The 16,476-nt window shown below is 71.6% G+C and carries 18 protein-coding genes; 9 read left to right on the top strand and 9 right to left on the bottom strand.

Annotated features, from left to right (window positions below; translation table 11 throughout):
- Positions 1–68 precede the first annotated feature (68 nt).
- Entirely contained in the window at positions 69–2,243 is a 2,175-nt protein-coding gene (locus tag KUA19_RS35635) for an acyltransferase family protein (RefSeq protein WP_217403303.1), read from the bottom strand.
- A 134-nt stretch (positions 2,244–2,377) separates the two neighbouring features.
- On the opposite strand from KUA19_RS35635, the gene KUA19_RS35630 reads away from it, so the two are divergent.
- Both KUA19_RS35630 and KUA19_RS35625 read left to right on the top strand, forming a co-directional pair.
- Complete coding sequence (locus KUA19_RS35630; RefSeq protein WP_217403302.1) at positions 2,378–3,184, top strand: Fpg/Nei family DNA glycosylase; 807 nt, start codon at positions 2,378–2,380, stop codon at positions 3,182–3,184.
- A 17-nt stretch (positions 3,185–3,201) separates the two neighbouring features.
- Positions 3,202–3,756 carry a DUF1697 domain-containing protein gene (locus KUA19_RS35625; protein ID WP_217403301.1) on the top strand — a complete coding sequence of 185 codons (555 nt, stop codon included), beginning with the start codon at positions 3,202–3,204 and terminating at the stop codon, positions 3,754–3,756.
- Between the two features lie 25 nt (positions 3,757–3,781).
- Here KUA19_RS35625 and KUA19_RS35620 read toward each other — a convergent pair whose 3' ends face one another.
- From KUA19_RS35620 to KUA19_RS35605, 4 genes are all read right to left on the bottom strand, one after another.
- Positions 3,782–4,822, bottom strand: coding sequence for a family 2 encapsulin nanocompartment cargo protein polyprenyl transferase (locus KUA19_RS35620; protein WP_308167833.1), 1,041 nt, complete (start codon positions 4,820–4,822; stop codon positions 3,782–3,784).
- 29 nt (positions 4,823–4,851) lie between these two features.
- On the bottom strand, positions 4,852–6,255 hold the full coding sequence (locus tag KUA19_RS35615; RefSeq protein ID WP_308167832.1) for a family 2B encapsulin nanocompartment shell protein: 1,404 nt from the start codon (positions 6,253–6,255) through the stop codon (positions 4,852–4,854).
- 312 nt (positions 6,256–6,567) lie between these two features.
- Positions 6,568–6,966 (bottom strand): hypothetical protein, encoded by a 399-nt coding sequence (locus tag KUA19_RS35610; RefSeq protein ID WP_217403300.1) that lies wholly within the window; start codon positions 6,964–6,966, stop codon positions 6,568–6,570.
- The gene (locus KUA19_RS35605) at positions 6,944–7,723 is read right to left on the bottom strand and encodes an SDR family NAD(P)-dependent oxidoreductase (RefSeq protein ID WP_217403299.1); all 780 of its coding nucleotides are present in this window, start codon (positions 7,721–7,723) and stop codon (positions 6,944–6,946) included. The genes KUA19_RS35610 and KUA19_RS35605 overlap by 23 nt, the downstream gene beginning before the upstream one ends.
- 244 nt (positions 7,724–7,967) lie before the next feature.
- On the opposite strand from KUA19_RS35605, the gene KUA19_RS35600 reads away from it, so the two are divergent.
- Positions 7,968–10,724 carry a glycoside hydrolase family 3 N-terminal domain-containing protein gene (locus KUA19_RS35600; protein WP_217403298.1) on the top strand — a complete coding sequence of 919 codons (2,757 nt, stop codon included), beginning with the start codon at positions 7,968–7,970 and terminating at the stop codon, positions 10,722–10,724.
- 85 nt (positions 10,725–10,809) lie between these two features.
- Here KUA19_RS35600 and KUA19_RS35595 read toward each other — a convergent pair whose 3' ends face one another.
- The 4 genes from KUA19_RS35595 to KUA19_RS35580 form a co-directional block, all read right to left on the bottom strand.
- Complete coding sequence (locus KUA19_RS35595) at positions 10,810–11,217, bottom strand: OsmC family protein (RefSeq protein WP_254550630.1); 408 nt, start codon at positions 11,215–11,217, stop codon at positions 10,810–10,812.
- A 49-nt stretch (positions 11,218–11,266) separates the two neighbouring features.
- On the bottom strand, positions 11,267–11,839 hold the full coding sequence (locus tag KUA19_RS35590) for a YdeI/OmpD-associated family protein (protein WP_217403296.1): 573 nt from the start codon (positions 11,837–11,839) through the stop codon (positions 11,267–11,269).
- 156 nt (positions 11,840–11,995) lie between these two features.
- Positions 11,996–12,475: a GNAT family N-acetyltransferase gene (locus KUA19_RS44230; protein WP_217403295.1), complete on the bottom strand. Its 480-nt coding sequence runs from the start codon at positions 12,473–12,475 to the stop codon at positions 11,996–11,998.
- A 194-nt stretch (positions 12,476–12,669) separates the two neighbouring features.
- A complete protein-coding gene (locus KUA19_RS35580) occupies positions 12,670–13,332 on the bottom strand; it encodes an NAD(P)H-binding protein (RefSeq protein WP_217403294.1) in 663 nt (220 codons plus the stop codon).
- 112 nt (positions 13,333–13,444) lie between these two features.
- Here KUA19_RS35580 and KUA19_RS35575 point away from each other — a divergent pair, with 112 nt between their 5' ends.
- The 6 genes from KUA19_RS35575 to KUA19_RS35550 all read left to right on the top strand — a co-directional run bounded on the left by KUA19_RS35575 (position 13,445) and on the right by KUA19_RS35550 (position 16,295).
- The gene (locus KUA19_RS35575; protein WP_217403293.1) at positions 13,445–14,002 is read left to right on the top strand and encodes a nucleotidyltransferase family protein; all 558 of its coding nucleotides are present in this window, start codon (positions 13,445–13,447) and stop codon (positions 14,000–14,002) included.
- A gap of 24 nt (positions 14,003–14,026) precedes the next feature.
- The gene (locus KUA19_RS35570; protein ID WP_308167831.1) at positions 14,027–14,287 is read left to right on the top strand and encodes a BON domain-containing protein; all 261 of its coding nucleotides are present in this window, start codon (positions 14,027–14,029) and stop codon (positions 14,285–14,287) included.
- Positions 14,284–15,033 carry a metallophosphoesterase family protein gene (locus tag KUA19_RS35565; RefSeq protein WP_217403292.1) on the top strand — a complete coding sequence of 250 codons (750 nt, stop codon included), beginning with the start codon at positions 14,284–14,286 and terminating at the stop codon, positions 15,031–15,033. The genes KUA19_RS35570 and KUA19_RS35565 overlap by 4 nt, the downstream gene beginning before the upstream one ends.
- Before the next feature lie 44 nt (positions 15,034–15,077).
- Positions 15,078–15,455 carry a hypothetical protein gene (locus KUA19_RS35560; protein WP_217403290.1) on the top strand — a complete coding sequence of 126 codons (378 nt, stop codon included), beginning with the start codon at positions 15,078–15,080 and terminating at the stop codon, positions 15,453–15,455.
- Positions 15,456–15,545: 90 nt separating this feature from the next.
- A complete protein-coding gene (locus KUA19_RS35555; protein ID WP_217403288.1) occupies positions 15,546–15,971 on the top strand; it encodes a cytochrome c oxidase subunit 4 in 426 nt (141 codons plus the stop codon).
- 72 nt (positions 15,972–16,043) lie between these two features.
- Positions 16,044–16,295 (top strand): hypothetical protein, encoded by a 252-nt coding sequence (locus tag KUA19_RS35550; protein ID WP_217403286.1) that lies wholly within the window; start codon positions 16,044–16,046, stop codon positions 16,293–16,295.
- The last annotated feature ends 181 nt before the right edge of the window (positions 16,296–16,476 follow it).

Here is a 16,476-nt window from a genome sequence, read left to right as displayed (position 1 = left end):
ACCGGAGACAGCGATCATCGCTAGCCACCAGCCACCAGCCACCAGCCACCAGCCGTGGGCTGGTGGGGTCAGCCGCCGTTGGTGGCCGCCGTGTAGGTCACCTCGACCCCGGCCTTGCGCAGCGCGTCGGCCAGGAACGGGGTGAGCGTCCGGACGTACGTCGCGGTGATGTGCGAGCCGTTGCGGTAGATCATCGCGTTGCCGACCACCGCCGGGCACTTCAGCGTCGGGCAGATGAAGTCGAACAGGTCGACCAGCTTCACCTTCGGCGCGCCCGACAGGGCGAGCTGCTGGGTCTGGAACGCCTCGTCCCGGTCGTGGCGCTGCCAGTCGAAACCGCAGGCCGTCAGCTTCGTCCGGTGCTTGTCGACGCAGTCGGTCATCTTCACGGTGGGTGACGGGTTGTTGGCGACCGCGACGACCTTGGTGCCGACCGCGTCCAGTCGCGCCCACGCCTGGCGCATTCCGTCGGCCAGTGCCTGCGCCGAGGCGGCGCCGTCGGGTCCGGCCGCCTTGCCGGAGCCGTGCGAGGTGAACACGTACGTGTAGCGCCGCTCGACCAGGGTCTGCAGCAGGGTCGCGTTCCACTGCGTGCACGACGTGTACGGCTTGGCCGCGTCGCCGCCGCTCAGCGTGGTGGCGGTGGTGAACGGGCAGGCCGCCTTGAACGCGATGTCGAGCTGCCAGTCGTTCTGGGCCGCGACGGCCTGGAACGCGGGCAGCCACTGGTCCATCTTCGAGTCGCCGACCAGCGCCACCTTGGTCTTGCCCTGCGGGTTGCCGTAGGTGCACCAGATGACGTCGGCCGGATCGGCGCTCTGGAAGCAGACGCTCGCGCTGTCGGGCGCGTCGTTGGCCGCTTTCAGCGGGTCGGGGTAGATGTACTCGAAGCTGTCCTGCATCTGCGCGGCGCGCTCGCTGATGCCGGTTCGCGGCAGCAACCCGGCGCCGATCGGCGTACGCGGAGTGTCGACCGAACCGGCCGCGAACACGCCCGACATGGTCAGCACCAGACCGGCGCAGATCCCGGCCAGCGTCATGTTGCCGCCGAGGCTGAGCGCCAGGCGGGGCGAACGCGACACCGACCGCGCGTAGCGCATCGGGTTCTCGACCAGCCGGTAGGTGAGCCAGGCCGGGACGACCGAGGCCGCGGCGACCAGCAGGCCGCGCTGGACCGACAGCCCGTCCCAGTACGCCGCCGCCAGGACCAGCATCGGCCAGTGCCACAGGTACAGCGAGTAGGACAGTTCGCCGACCCAGCGGAAGGGCCGGGTGCCCAGCAGCGCCACGGGGCCGCCCCGGCCCGCGGCGACACCGGCGGCGATCACCGCCCCCGCGCCAAGGGTGGGCAGCGCGGCGGCGTACCCGGGCCAGGCCGTGTTCTCGGTGATCAGCACCGCCGCGGCGGTGACGGCCACCAGACCGGCCCAGCCGAGCACGATCGCGACCTTGCGGGGCAGCCGGGCGGTCCGCGCGGCCGCCAGGGCCAGGCCCGCGCCCAGCGCCAGCTCCCACATGCGGGTGGTGGAGACGAAGAACGCGCGCTGCGGCGAGACGGCCGTGTAGTGGATCGACCAGGCCAGCGACAGCGCGGTCCCGACCGCGAGCCCGAGGCTGATCAGCACCCGGGCCGGGACCCGGCGCAGCACCCGGGCGGCGAGGATCGCCAGGATGATCAGCAGCGGCCAGACGATGTAGAACTGCTCCTCGACCGCCAGCGACCAGAAGTGCTGCACCGCGGAGGGGGCGGTGTCGCGGGCCAGGTAGTCGACCGCCCGGTCGGCCAGCCGCCAGTTCACGACGTAGGTCGCCGCGCTGACGATGTCGCCGCCGGTGGTCTCCCACACCGTGCGGGGCAGCAGGAACCGGCCTACGGCGGCCACCGCCACCAGCACCACCGCGGCGGCGGGCAGGATCCGCTTGGCGCGGCGGGCGTAGAAACCGGCCAGCGAGACCCGGCCGGTGCGGTCGATCTCGCCGAGCAGCTGACCGGTGATCAGGAACCCGGAGATGACGAAGAAGACATCGACGCCGACGAAGCCGCCCGGCAGGAACGGCAGCCCGGCGTGGTAGAGCAGGACGAGGCCGACGGCCACCGCACGCAGCCCGGCGATGTCGCCCCGGAAGTCGCCGCCGTGTCGCCGCGCCGGTTCCGCCGGTACCGGGGCCAGTACCGCGGTGTCGTCCGCGGACTCGGCGTACTCGGGCGCGGCGGCGACCGGGGGCGACTGCGACAGGGTCATCGAGGGGTTCCTTCCGGGCAGTCATTCGGCCACAGAAGATATCCGTCCGGTCCGCCACGCCGCAATCAGGGCGATCTTGGCGGTACGCCCCGCCGCGGTGCCACCGGCCCGATGGCGGCGGCTAGGGTGGGCCGGTGCCCGAAGGACATACCGTACGGCGACTCGCCGACCGCCACCGCGAGCTGTTCGCCGGCGGCCCGGTGGCCGCGGCCAGCCCGCAGGGGCGGTTCGCCGTGGGCGCGGCGCGGCTGTCCGGGGCGGTCCTGGTCGACACCGAGGCCTACGGCAAGCACCTGCTGCACCACTACGACAGCGGCCTGACCCTGCACGTGCACCTGGGGCTGTACGGCAAGTTCGCCGACGGCGACCTGCCCGCCCCGGATCCGATCGGCCAGGTGCGGCTGCGGCTGACCAACGCGCGCCACTGGCTCGACCTGCGCGGCCCGACCGCCTGCGAGCTGCTCGACCCGCCGCAGGTGGATGAGCTGCGGGCCCGGCTGGGCGCCGACCCGCTGCGTCCCGACGCCAAGCCCGAGCAGGCGTACGCGCGCATCCGCCGCAGCGGCAACGCCCTGGCCGCGCTGCTGCTGGACCAGTCGATCGTGGCCGGGACCGGCCTGATCTTCGTGCTGGAGGCGCTGTACCGGGCGCGGATCGCCCCGACCATGCCAGGCCGGGAACTGACCGAGGCGGCGTGGCAGGCGATCTGGGACGACCTGCGGCAGCTGATGGCCCAGGCGGTGGTCACCGGGCGGATCGACACGGTACGGCTCGAGCACACCCCCGAGGCGATGGGGCGGCCACCGCGCGTCGACCGCCACGGCGGCGAGGTGTACGTCTACCGCCGCCCCGGCCAGCCGTGCCTGGTCTGCGGCACCGCGGTCAGCCGGGGTGAACTGGCCGGGCGCAACTCGTACTGGTGCTCGGTCTGCCAGGCCTGAGCGGAGAGGAACGAGCGATGAGCCGGTACGTGGCGCTGCTGCGCGGCATCAACGTGGGCCGCAACAAGCAGATCCCGATGGCGGAGCTGAAGGAGCTGCTGACCGGGCTCGGCCACACTGACGTGGCGACCCACCTGCGCAGCGGCAACGCCCTGTTCGGCAGCGGCGAGACCGACGAGGCCGCGCTGGCCGACCAGATCTCGGCGGCGATCGGGCAGCGGTTCGGCGCCGAGGTCGGCGTGCTGGTGCGCGGCCAGGACGAACTGTCCTCGGTCGTGGCCGCCGATCCGCTGGCCGACCGGGTCACCGACCCGTCCCGCTACCTGGTGGTGTTCCTGTCCGCCCGGGTCACCCAGCAGACCCTCGACGCGATCGACCGCGCCGCGTACGGCACCGAGGTGATGGTCGCCGGTCGCCGCGAGGTGTACGTGTGGCTGCCCGACGGCATCGCCGACAGCAAGCTCACCCAGGCCTTCTTCCAGAAGCGGCTGTCGGTGGAGATCGCCACCGCCCGCAACTGGAACACCGTGACGAAACTGGTCCAACTGCTGGAGGGGCCCGGCGGCAAGTAGGCCGCCGGACCCCTCTGTCCGGTGCTCAGCGCTGCCGGTGCGTGGCCATCCGGGCCAGTGCGTGCAGCGCCGCCGCCCCGTGCGGGCGTGGGTGTGTGGTGTGCAGGGCGCTGATGGCGTCGGCCAGCAGCTCGTTGGCGGCGCCGCGGCCGGTGGTACGCGCCCCGGCCGCCTCGATCAGCTCCGCGGCCCGGACCACCTCCGCCTCGGTCAGCGCCCGGTCCAGCCGGTACAGCAGCTCCAGCTCCCGCCCGGCCGGGGTGCCCGACGTCAGCGCCACCACCACGACCAGCGACTTCTTGCGGCTGTGCAGGTCGGAGTGGACCGGTTTGCCGGTGACGGCCGGGTCGCCCCAGATGCCGAGCAGGTCGTCGACGTACTGGAAGGCCAGGCCGAGTCGGGTGCCGAAGGTGCGCAGCCCGGCGACCCGGTCCGGGTCGGCCCCGCCGAACAGGCCGCCCAACGCGCACGCCCCGCCGAGCAGAGCCGCGGTCTTCGCCTCGGCCATGGCCCGGCACTCGGGCACGGTCACGTCGTCGCGCTCCTCGAACGCGAGGTCGGCGGCCTGCCCGTCGATCAGTTCCAGCACCGCCGCGTGCAGCATCCGCCCGGCCTGCGCCGCGGCCGGATGGCCGCACCCGGCCAGCACGTCGTAGGCCAGTGACAGCAGCGCATCCCCGGCCAGGATCGCCGACGCCTGCCCGAACACGCTCCAGGCGGTCGGGCGGTGGCGGCGGGTCACGTCGCCGTCCATCACGTCGTCGTGCAGCAAGGAGAAGTTGTGCACCAGCTCCACCGCCACCGCGGCGGGCACCGCGTCGGCGGCGGCGCCCCCGACCGCCTCGGCGGCCGCCAGCGTGAACGCGGGCCGCATGGCCTTGCCCGCGTCCGCGCCGGCGGGCACGCCGTCGGCGTCGTACCAGCCGAAGTGGTATCCCGCGATGCGCCGCATGGACGGCGGCAGGCGGTCCACCGCCTCGCGCAGCGCGGGGTCGACGATCTCACGGCTCCAGGCGAGCACCTCCCGGGCGGACTGGCCCCGGGCCAGCAGGTCGACCGTACTCACAGGGATCACCTCCTCGTCTGGTGCGGTGGTCAGTGGCCGAGCTCGACGTTCTCGAGCACGCCGAGGGCGTCGGGCACCAGGATCGCCGCCGAGTAGTAGGCGCTCACCAGGTACGACATGATCGCCTTGTCGTTGATGCCCATGAACCGCACCGACAGGCTCGGCTGGTACTCGTCCGGGATGCCGGGCTGGTGCAGGCCGATGACGCCCTGCTCGGCCTCGCCCAGGCGCATCACCAGGATCGAGGTGGTGCCGTTCTCGCTGATCGGGATCTTGTTGCAGGGCAGCAGCGGCACCCCGCGCCAGGCGGGCACGCCCGAGCCGTCCAGCTCGGTGCCGCCGGGGTAGATGCCGCGGCGGGTGCACTCGCGGCCGAACGCGGCGATGGCCTTCGGGTGGGCGAGGAACGCGTGCGAGCTGCGCCGCCGGCTGAGCAGCTCGTCGAGGTCGTCGGGCGTGGGCGGACCGGTCCGGGTGTGGATGCGCTGCTTGAGGTCGGCGTTGCTGAGCAGCCCGAACTCGCGGTTGTTGATCAGTTCGTACTCCTGACGCTCCTTGAGCGCCTCGATGGTCAGCCGCAACTGCTGCTCGATCTGGTTCATCGGCTCGTTGTAGAGGTCGGCGACGCGGGTGTGCACCTGCAGCACGGTCTGGGCGACGCTGAGCTCGTACTCGCGCGGGGTCAGTTCGTAGTCGACGAACGTGCCGGGCAGTTGCGCCTCGCCGACGTGGCCCGCCGAGATGTCGATCGCGGCCTCGCCGTGCTTGTTCTGCGCCGGGATGGGGCTGTCGCGGCGGCGCCGTACGTGCTCGCGCAGGCTCTCCGACAGCGCGGCGACCTCCTCGAACGCGGTGCGCGGCAGCGACAGCACGATGCAGGAGGTGACCGCCTTGACGGTGGTGTCCCAGGTCGTCCCCGCCTGGGTCAGCGCCTGCTCGCCGAAGTACTCGCCGTCGGCGAGCACCCCGAGCACGATCCTGTCGCCGTACTTGCCGGTGCCGATGCGGTTGACCTTGCCGTGGGCGAGCAGGAAAACCTGGTCGGCGGGCTCGCCGCTGGTGACGATGACGTCGCCGGGGGCGTACTCGTGCTGCCGGAACCGGTCGGCCAGGGCCTCCAGGGCCATGGGGTCGTCGAAGCCGCGCAGCAGCGGCAGTTCGCACAGCTCCGGCGGCACCACGCGGACCTGGCCGCCGGCGGTGGTGAAGCTGACCCGGCCGTCGCCGACGGCGTAGCTCAGCCGCCGGTTGACCCGGTAGGTACCGCCCTTGACCTGCGTCCACGGCAGTACGCGCAGCAGCCACCGGGAGGAGATCTCCTGCATCTGCGGCGCGGACTTGGTCGTCGTCGCGAGGTTGCGGGCCGCGGCAGTCGCGAGAGACTGCTGCCGCTGTCCATTGTCGACCTCTGTGCGGGCGTCTACGGACACCACGATCACCACCCCTGGATAGGAGGAACCGGCGGGGGGAAGCCGCCGGTGTGTACCGGAACGCGCGGTGTGTTCCTTGCGTCCGGTTCGTACCAATTCTTAGTGGTCGGGAGGGGTGAGCGGAAGTCCTGATCGCAGGAAAATATCCGCTTTTAATATGGTACGGCCTCTGTTAAGGTGCGGTCCGGCCCGATGATCGTCGTTTGCGGTCGGTTGCCGCAGCTCCAGCCCGCCTTCGGACCGACGCCGGCGATCATCCACGGGCGATCGGCCCGGCGTGTCGCACGTGACCGGGTTGGACGGTGGGCGCGGCGGTCAGGCGGTGGCGAACCAGTCGCGGACCGACTGCATCGAGTCGAAGTGGCAGGTCGGGAACTCGGCTGGACCCTCCGGCGCCGGTTCGGCCTCGGCCGCGTAGGCGGGCGGCGACAGATAGGCCATTTTGGTCACTCCGGCCCGGTTCCAGTGCGGGACGAGGTTCTGGTCGCACCAGGCGTCGAAATCGGCGTCGGGACGGTGATGCAGCTGCCGCTCGTCGACCACCAGGTACTCGGTGGGCAGCTGCTCGGCGGTCTGGGCGAACCGGCTCAGCAGGGCCCGGAAGTCGGCGTCGCTGATGTGGTCGGTCGCGGGCGACCAGGTCAGCTCAAGTACGTGCCTGGCGTCGTCATGACTGATGGAACCGTATTCGTCATGGTAGATCGAGTTCGACATGACGTTCCCCCTCTCGGGCGACGGCGTCGGTGGTGCCGTGCTCGCCGCCGCTGACCTCCAGCACCTGCCCGGTGACCCCGGCCGCCTCGTCGCTGGCCAGCCAGGCGATCGCCGCGGCGACCTCGTCGGCGGTGACCGGGCGGCCCAGGGCGTTCTCGGCGAACATGCGCGGGGCGCTGCTGTGGCCGGTGCGTACGTGGTTGACCCGGATGCCGTTACGGCCGTACTCGGTGGCCATGCTGCGGGTCAGTGCCTCCAGCGCACCCGCGATCGCGCCCAGTGCGCCGGTGTGCGGGCGGCCGCTGCGGCCGTCGGTCGAGGCGACCGTGATGATCGAGCCGCGCCGTACGGGCAGCATCACCCGGGCCGCCTCGGCGCCGGTGAGGAACTGCGCCCCGACCACGTGCCCGAGCGCGCCGGTCAGGGCCGCCGGATCGAGGTCGTGGTACGGCACGCCGTCCCCGGCCGCGACCCCCGTCAGCGCCAGCACGTTCACCACCGTGTCGACCGGGCCGCCGGCGGCGACCTCGGTGAGATGGCCGCGGACCTCGTCGCGGTCGCCCGGGTCGACCGACGCCGCGGTCGCCTCGCCGCCGTCGGCGCGGATCTTCTCGGCGAGGGTGTTGACGGCGTCCTCGTCGCGGCCGCTGACCCATACCGTCGCGCCGTGCCGGGCCAGGTGGCGGGCTGCGGCCCCGCCCAGCCGCTCGTCGGCGGCGAACACCAGCACCCGCTTGCCGGACAGCATCATCTGCATCCCCCCACGCGTAGCGCGCCGCGTCCGCCCAGCTCAGCCGGGCAGTCCCCACCGGCATCGTCCCACCCGAACCCGGCGGTTTCCGGGGGTTTTCACGGGTGTGAATGTCACGTAAGGTGGGTGCGGGAGCGCTCCCACCCATCCGGGCAGGTGGGCCAGAACACCCTCGGTCGGCAGTCGGCACCGCCGGGCTGAGGGACTCCGCATCGCGGGACCCGTCCCGCCCGTGTACCCGGGAAACCCCATGAGACTGCTGCGTACCCGCGTCCTGCTGGTCGCGCTGGTCGGTGCGAGCGTGCTCGCCGTACCGACCTCGGTCGGCGCCGCCGGCCTGCCCTACCAGGACCCGTCCCTGCCCGTCGCCACCCGCGTCAGCGACCTGCTTTCACGGATGAACCTGGACGACAAGCTCGGCCAGATGACCCAAGCCGAACGGGCCTCGGTCAGCACCGGCGAGATCACCTCGTACCGGCTCGGCTCCGTGCTGTCCGGCGGTGGCTCGGCGCCCTCGTCGAACAACGCCACCGGCTGGGCCGACATGACCGACAACTTCCAGCGCGCCGCCCTGGCCACCCCGCTGGGCATCCCGATCCTGTACGGCGCGGACGCCGTGCACGGCCACAACAACGTCGTCGGCGCCACGATCTTCCCGCACAACATCGGCCTGGGCGCGACCCGCAACCCGACCCTGGTGCAGGACATCGGCCGGGCCGTGGCCGAGGAGGTCACCGGCACCGGCGTCGACTGGGACTTCGCGCCCTGCCTGTGCGTGGCCCGCAACGACCGCTGGGGCCGCACCTACGAGTCGTTCGGCGAGAAGCCCGAGCTGGTCAGCTCGATGGCCACCATCGTGACCGGCCTGCAGGGCAGCAGCCTGGGCGGCACCGCCTCGGTGCTGGCCACGGCCAAGCACTACGTCGGCGACGGTGGCACCACCAACGGCACCGACCAGGGCAACACCCAGATCTCCGAGGCGGAGCTGCGCGCGACCCACCTGCCGCCGTTCCAGGCCGCCATCGCCAAGGGCGTCGGCTCGGTCATGATCTCCTACAGCAGCTGGAACGGTGCCAAGCTGCACGGCAACCAGTACCTGATCACCACCGTCCTCAAGGGAGAGCTGGGCTTCACCGGCTTCGTGGTGTCGGACTGGAACGGCATCGACCAGATCGACGGCGCCACCGGCATGAGCGCCACCGACGTACGCAGCGCGGTCAACGCGGGCATCGACATGGTGATGGTGCCCACGGCCTGGAAGACGTTCATCGACCTGCTGCGCACCGAGGTCAACGCAGGCCGGGTCACCACCGCGCGCATCGACGACGCGGTGCGGCGCATCCTGACCAAGAAGTTCGAACTCGGCATGTTCGAGAAGCCGCTGGCCGACCGAACCTTCACGTCCAGTGTGGGCAGTGCCGCGCACCGGACCCTCGCCCGCAGCGCCGTCGCGCAGTCGCTGGTGCTGCTGAAGAACAGCAACAACGTGCTGCCGATCGCGACGGGCGGCGGCAAGATCTTCGTGGCCGGGCGGCACGCCGACAACATCGGCCTGCAGAGCGGCGGCTGGACCGTCTCCTGGCAGGGCGCCTCGGGCAACACCACCCCGGGCACCACGATCCTGCAGGGCATCCGGAACACGGTCGGGTCGGGGGCGACGGTCACCTACAGCGCCAACGGCGGCGGCATCGACAGCTCGTACAAGGTGGCGATCGCCGTCGTCGGCGAGCAGCCGTACGCCGAGGGCCAGGGCGACCGGACCGGTGACCTGGGGCTGGACAGCACCGACCTGGCCACGCTGACCACGCTGCGCAACTCCGGCGTGCCGGTGGTCGTGGTGCTGGTGTCGGGGCGGCCGCTGGACATCGCGTCGCAGCTGCCGAACTGGAACGCGCTGGTCGCGGCTTGGCTGCCCGGCACCGAGGGACAGGGCGTGGCCGATGTGCTCTTCAACGTCGTCGCGCCGACCGGCAAGCTGCCGATGACCTGGATGAGCAGTGCGAGCCAGCAGCCGATCAACGACGGCGACGGCAAGACCCCGCTGTTCGCGTACGGCTACGGCCTGACGTACTCGACCCAGCCGCCGGTCGACACCACCCCGCCGAGCACGCCGGGCACCCCGTCGGCGAGCCAGATCGGCACCAACAGCGCCACGCTGAGCTGGGCCGCCTCGACCGACAACGTCGGGGTCACCGGCTACGACGTGGTACGCGTCCAGGGCTCGACCGAGACCACCCTGGCCACGGCGACCACGAACACGGTCGCGCTGACCGGGTTGTCCGCCTCCACCAGCTATACGGTCGCGGTGTACGCCCGCGACGCCGCGGGCAACCGGTCGACCCGCTCGGCGACCGGGACGTTCAGCACCACCATCGTCGACGGCGCCCCGCCGACCGCCCCGGGCAGCCTGACCGCCTCGAACGTGAGCAGCAGCGGCGTGACGCTCAGCTGGACGGCGTCCACCGACGACGTCGCGGTGGCCGGATACCAGGTGTTCCAGGCCCCGGGCGCCTCCGGCGGCACGTTCACCCAGCTCGGCACCACCGGCGCGAGCACGACCACGTTCGCGGTGACCGGGCTGGCGGCGGCGAGCACGTACCGGTACTACGTCCGCGCCGTGGACCTGCCGGGCAACGTGTCTGGCAACTCGAACACGGTCACGGTGACCACGCTGCCCGGCGGCGGTGGCGCGAGCTGCAAGGTCGGTTGGGTGCCGAACAACTGGGGCACCGGGTTCACCGCCAACGTGACCATCACCAACACCGGTACGACCACGATCGGCGGCTGGACCCTGGCCTGGACGTTCTCGGGCAACCAGGCGCTGACCGGCGGCTGGAACGCCACGCTGACCCAGACCGGCACCTCGGTGACCGCCCGCGACGTGGGCTGGAACGGCACCATCGCGCCGGGCGGCAACGCCCAGTTCGGCGTTCAGGGCACCTACAGCGGCTCGAACCCCAACCCGACGGCGTTCACGCTCAACGGCTCCGCCTGCACCCTGGGCTAGTCCTCGCCCCGCGGGCTTCGGAGTAAGGAAGGGCACCTTCTTGACGGACGTCCTTGAGAAGGTGCCCTTCCTTACCCGCAAGACCTCAGGGGCGGGGCGGCAGGACCTGGATGGTGTCGGTGGGTTCGCGCAGGGCGCGGCCGACGGTGCAGTAGCCCTCGTGCACCCGGTGCGCCACCGCCTCGAACACCTCGGCGGCCTTGTCGTCGCCCGGCGGCAGCTCGATCTCGTACGTCGCCGTCACCGGCCCGAGCTTGCTGGTCTCAACCTTCTCCGCGTCGACGCGCACGGCGAGCTTGACCAGCCGGTGGCCGCGCTTGGCCGTCAGCGGCTCGACCGTCACGATCTCGCAGCCGCCCAGCGCCACGAGCAGCAGCTCGACCGGCGTGAACACGCCATCCTGATCGGACCCGCCGATCTCCACGCGCGCGCCGCGCGCATTGGTGGCGAAGAATCCGCCGTCGTCGGTCCGCTCGACCCTCACCTCAGCCATGATCGCCATGGTAGTCACGCGCGGCGGGTCATGCCCGCGAGTGGGCAGGTCACGGGTAGATCTTGCGACCCTCGGCGCACATGGCGACGTACTGCGCGATCCGCCGGGCGCGGGTCTCCGGCTTCTTGGCCTCCTGGATCCGGTGCAGGATCGCAAACCGGTTGGCGCTGTTCAGGGTGGCGAAGAACGCCGCCGCGGGCTCGTCGGCGGCCAGGGCCTCGGCCAGGTCCGCGGGCACCTCGGCGGTGCGCGGGCTGTCGTACGCCGCCTGCCAGCGCCCGTCGACCTTGGCCCGCTCGATCTCGGCGAGCCCGGCCGGGCGCATCCGCCCCGCCGCGATCAGGGCCTCGACCTTGTCCCGGTTGACCTTCGACCAGCGGCTGCGGGCCCGACGCGGCGTGAACTTCTGCAGCCAGTACGACTCGTCGAGCGCCTTCTTCTGCCCGTCGATCCACCCGTGGCACAACGCCACGTCCAGCGCCTGCGCGTAGTTCAGCGCCCCGGGCACCCCCTTGGCCAGCTTCAACCAGAGCCCCGGCGCGTCGGCGTCCGGGTGTGCCGCCAGCCACTGCTCGAACGCCTCCGCCGAGGCGAACTCAATGATCTCCGCGTCATCAGCCATCCGAGCAGTCAAGCACCGACCACCGACAAACCGACACCGCCATAGCCTCGCGCCGCCGCAGCGACAGCCGCAGCCGCGGTCGCCACCGCGGTCGCGGTCGCGGTCGCGTACGGCGGAGCCAGGTGGCGGGTGTGCTGGCCAGGCGGGTCAGGCGGGTCAGGCTTCGAGCACGTATCGGTGCACGGTGACGGGGCTGCCGTCCGGGGCGGTCCAGGCCGCCGCGCTCGTGCCGGTGCGGCGCCAGCCGGTGCGCTCGTACAGCGCGATCGCGGCCGCGGCGTGGGCGGTCACCTCCAGCATCAGCGGGAGCTCGCGGGCGCGGGCCCAGTCCACGGCGGCGCCGAGCAGCGCCGAGGCCACCCCGGCGCCCTGCGCGGCGGGTGAGACGAACAGGCGGCTGATGTTGTGGCCGTGGCCCGGGGTGTCACGTAGCAGCACATGGCCGACGACCATGTCGTCGAGCAGGGCGACCCAGCCCTGCTCGACGTCGCCGGGGGTCAGCCAGGCGATGGGATCGGCGGGCCAGCGGGTCGGGTACCCGGTGCCGGAGGCGTGCACGGCGGCCAGCGCGGTGACGCAGCCGGGCAGGTCGGCGAGGTCGCGGGGGCGGATGACCGGAAGGTGAGGGGTGGTCACGTCGCTGATCATTCCACGGGGCCCCCGCCCCGAGGGCGGGCGCCGTCGCGCCGTGAGGACGGGCGCCGTCGCGCCGTGAGGATGGGCGCCGTCGCGCCCCCCGAGGACGGGTGGCGTCACGCCGCGCGGGACGGGCGCCGTCGCGCTGCCGACCAAGGCCGCCCGCGCTCCAGCCGAGGTCGCGGCGACCCCGTTCACGCTGCGACGGCGTTGATTTCGCGGTTGCCCAGGATCCGCTCGCGAGCGCCGTCGTGGCCGACCCGGACCATGGCCAGGCCGACCTTCTCGGTGGTGGTGATCACGCTCGGGAACAGGCGGCGCAGCAGAGGATAGAGCGGGCCGGTGACCGCGTATCCCACCCGGTACAGGCCGGTCTTGGAGACGATCCCGTGCATCGGCTGGATGAACCCGGGTCGGAACACGTACGTGTCGAACGGCATCGCGAGCAGCGCGTTCTCGGTGCGGCCCTTGACCCGCGCCCACATGCTGCGGCCGCGTTCGGTGCTGTCGGTCCCGGCGCCGGAGACGTAGACGAACCGCATGCCCGGGTCCGCCTGGGCCAGCACGCGGGCCACCGCCATCGTCAGCTCGTAGGTGACCCTGGTGTAGGCGGCCTCGCCCATCCCGGCCGAGGACACGCCCAGGCAGAAGAAGCACGCGTCGTAACCGGCGAGCCGATCGGCGACGGGGGACAGGTCGTACAGGTCGGAGTGCACGATCTCGGTGAGCTTGGGGTGGCTCTGCCCGGTCGGGGTGCGGCCGACCACCAGCACCGCCGAGATCCCCTCGTCGCGCAGGCATTCGCGCAGCACACCCTGCCCGACCATCCCGGTCGCCCCGAAGAGCACAACCCGCATACGACGCTCCCTACGACATCGGCCGAGGTGAGGGTATCCGACCTCCGATTGGGGCAGGATGGAGGCGGGTGGGGAAGGTGTGGAACCTGCACATCGGGGGTATGGGCACCGCATGCTGAGCGAGATCAGTGCCGAGCTGCTGGAGACGATGAAGAAGTCGGCCAGTGTGCTCAAGCGCGCGGAGATTCCGTTCGTGCTGGCCGGAGGTTTTGCCGCGTACGCGCGCGGTGGCACCTCCAGCGACCACGACGTGGACTATCTGCTCCGCGAGCAGGATGTGGAGCCCGCGCTGGCGGCGCTGGCACAGGCAGGGTTCCGAGTGGTGCGCCCGCCCGAGGACTGGCTGGTCAAGGTTTTCGACGAGGACCGCCTGGTCGATCTGATCTTCCGTCCCGTGCAGCGTCCGGTCACCGACGAGGTGCTGGCCGACAGCGAGATCATGCCGATCAGCGCGCTGCACATCCCGGTGCTGTCGGCGACCGCGTTGATGGAGCACAAGCTGCTGACCTTCTCGCAGCACCACTGCGACTTCGCGCGCGCGCTGCCGCTGGCCCGCTCGCTGCGCGAACAGATCGACTGGGACCGGGTGCGCGCCAACACCAAGGAATCGCCGTACGCGCAGGCCTGCCTGTACCTGCTCAGCCTGTTGGAGGTCATCTCGCCGCAGTGAGGCGGGACGCGGGAGGGAGTGGGCGTGAACGAGCATGACATCAGCGACGAGTACATCGACGCCGCGGTGCAGCGGATGCTGACCGAGGACGACGAGATCTCCGAGCAGGGCATCGAGGTCGTCTGGCACGGCGGCACGGTGGTGCTGCGCGGGCAGGTCGAGTGCGCCTCGCGGCGTGAGGCGATCGAGGCGCGTGTGCTGGCGCGGTTTCCGGATCGCAGGGTGTGCAACGACATCTCGGTGACGGCGGTACGTGAACCCGCCGAGCCGGAGGTGCTTTCATGATGCGGGTGGCCGCGGTCGGCGACGTACACATGGACATCGACGTGCTGGGCCGGTACCGGCCCCGGCTGCTGATGCTGCCCGAGCAGGCCGACGCGCTGCTGCTGGCCGGGGACCTGACCCGGCACGGTACGCCCGCCGAGGCCAAGTGCGTGGCGCAGGAGTTCGGGGACCTGGGTGTGCCGGTGGTGGCGGTGCTGGGCAACCACGATCACCACAGCGACCAGCAGGTCGAGGTGGCCGATGTGCTGCGCCAGTCCGGGATCACCGTGCTGGAGGGCGACGGCGTGGTGCTGGACTGCCCGTCCGGGCGGCTGGGCGTGGCCGGGGTGAAGGGCTTCGGCGGCGGGTTCGCGGGCCGGTGCGCCAGCATGTTCGGCGAGCGCGAGATGAAGGAGTTCGTGGGTACGAGCGAACGCAGCGCGCAGGCCCTCGAGGCGGCCCTGCTGGGGCTGGACTGCGATGTGCTGGTGGCGCTGACGCACTACGCGCCGGTGCCGGAGACCCTGCACGGGGAGCCGCTGGAGATCTACCCGTTCCTGGGGTCGTACCTGCTGGCGCAGGCGATCGACGCGGCGCCGACGGCGCTGGCGCTGCACGGGCACGCACACGCGGGCACCGAGCGCGGCATGACCTCCGGCGGGGTGCCGGTGCGCAACGTCGCCCATCCGGTGATCCGGCAGGCCTACAGCGTCTACCAACTGCACTCGGACGAGGCGCGGGTCGCGGTTTCGCAGGCCACGGCGTAGGGCATACCAGCCTTGTCGCCGTTCGCGAGAGGCAGGAGACAACGATGTTCGGAACCCGGAACCATGAGGGCGTCGCGGCTGCCACCTGGCACGAGTTCCTCAAGGGGCTCAGCTCGACGCGCGACGTCGCCTCCGAGAAGGCCGTCGAGCGGGCCGAGGCCGTCAGGGACACCCTGACCGGCACCGGCACCGAGGCGCGCCGTCGGGCGTCGGCCGCCTTCGACGTACTGGCGGGTCGTCCCGCACCGGTGCGGTGGGGGTGGGTGCTGGCCGCCGGCGCGGTCGGAGCCTTCGTCGGCTTCGCCGTCGCCGAGGCACTGCGCGGGCATCCGGTCGACGAGGCGGTGGTCTCGCTGCGCAGGCAGCTGGGTCACGCGGGCGAGCGGGTGCGTGAGTCGGTCAACAGCAGTATGCAGAGCTGATTCCCGCGCCAGTCCCCGGCCCGTGACGCCTGATCCTGCTAAAACGGGATCGGGTCCGTCACGGGCCGCCTGCGGTGAGAGGGGTGAGGGGTGAAGACCGAGTACCGGTTGTTCCTCGGGGTGAGCGGGTTCCTGTTCGTGGCCGCCATCGTCTACTGGCTGTGGACCGGCACCACTGCGCAGGGATACGACTGGATCGGCACCACCACGCTGACCCTCAGCGGCCTGCTGTGCCTGATGTGCGGCGGCTACTTCTGGTTCGTGTCCCGCCGGATCGACCTGCGGCCGGAGGACCGTCGCGACGCCGACATCGCCGAAGGAGCCGGGGAGGTCGGCTTCTTCAGCCCTGGCAGCTACTGGCCGTTCGGGGTGGCGCTGGCCGCGCTGGTGGCGTCGCTGGGGCTGGTGTTCTGGATGTGGTGGCTGATCGCGCTCGGGATAATCGGGGTGATCGTGACCGCCGCCGCGCTGCTGTTCGAGTACTACACCGGCACCCGGCGCTCGGCCGAACGCTGACGGCGACCCGGCTTCTGGCGCACAATCGAGGTATCCGGGAGGGGGCCCGGACACGTGGGGGAGTGTGCGGCGATGGGTATCGAGGCGAAGCTCAGCAACGTGTCGCAGCGGCTGGTGGGCCGGGCCGAGGAGGTGGCCGGCCGGATCACCCACAACGATCACTGGCAGGCCGACGGCCGGTCCCGCCGCGAGCACGCGCGTGAGGACGAGATCCGGCAGAAGGCCAAGGACGTCGCCAAGGCGCAGGAGGCGATGGGTCTGATCAGCCACGACGAGCGGCTGCGCCTGGAGCGCGAGGAGAATCCACCCAGCACGCCGGTATGACCGGGCACAGCGGTCGATGCGTTGGATCGGTGGCCGTGAGGGTGTCGGGCGACACGCTCGACGGGGCCTGTAACGCCAGTGTCATCGCGCGCCCTTAACGTGGTCTAAGACGTTGTACGCAAGGTCAGCCCCCTTGACGCCAGCGGAGCCGGCTCGGGGGCCCGTGGTCCTTGCCGTCATG

The organism is Catellatospora tritici (genome assembly GCF_019083965.1).
Lineage (GTDB): Bacteria > Actinomycetota > Actinomycetes > Mycobacteriales > Micromonosporaceae > Catellatospora > Catellatospora tritici.
The sequence above is the reverse complement of the archived record's forward strand: the minus strand, read 5'-3'. Positions and strand labels throughout refer to the sequence as shown.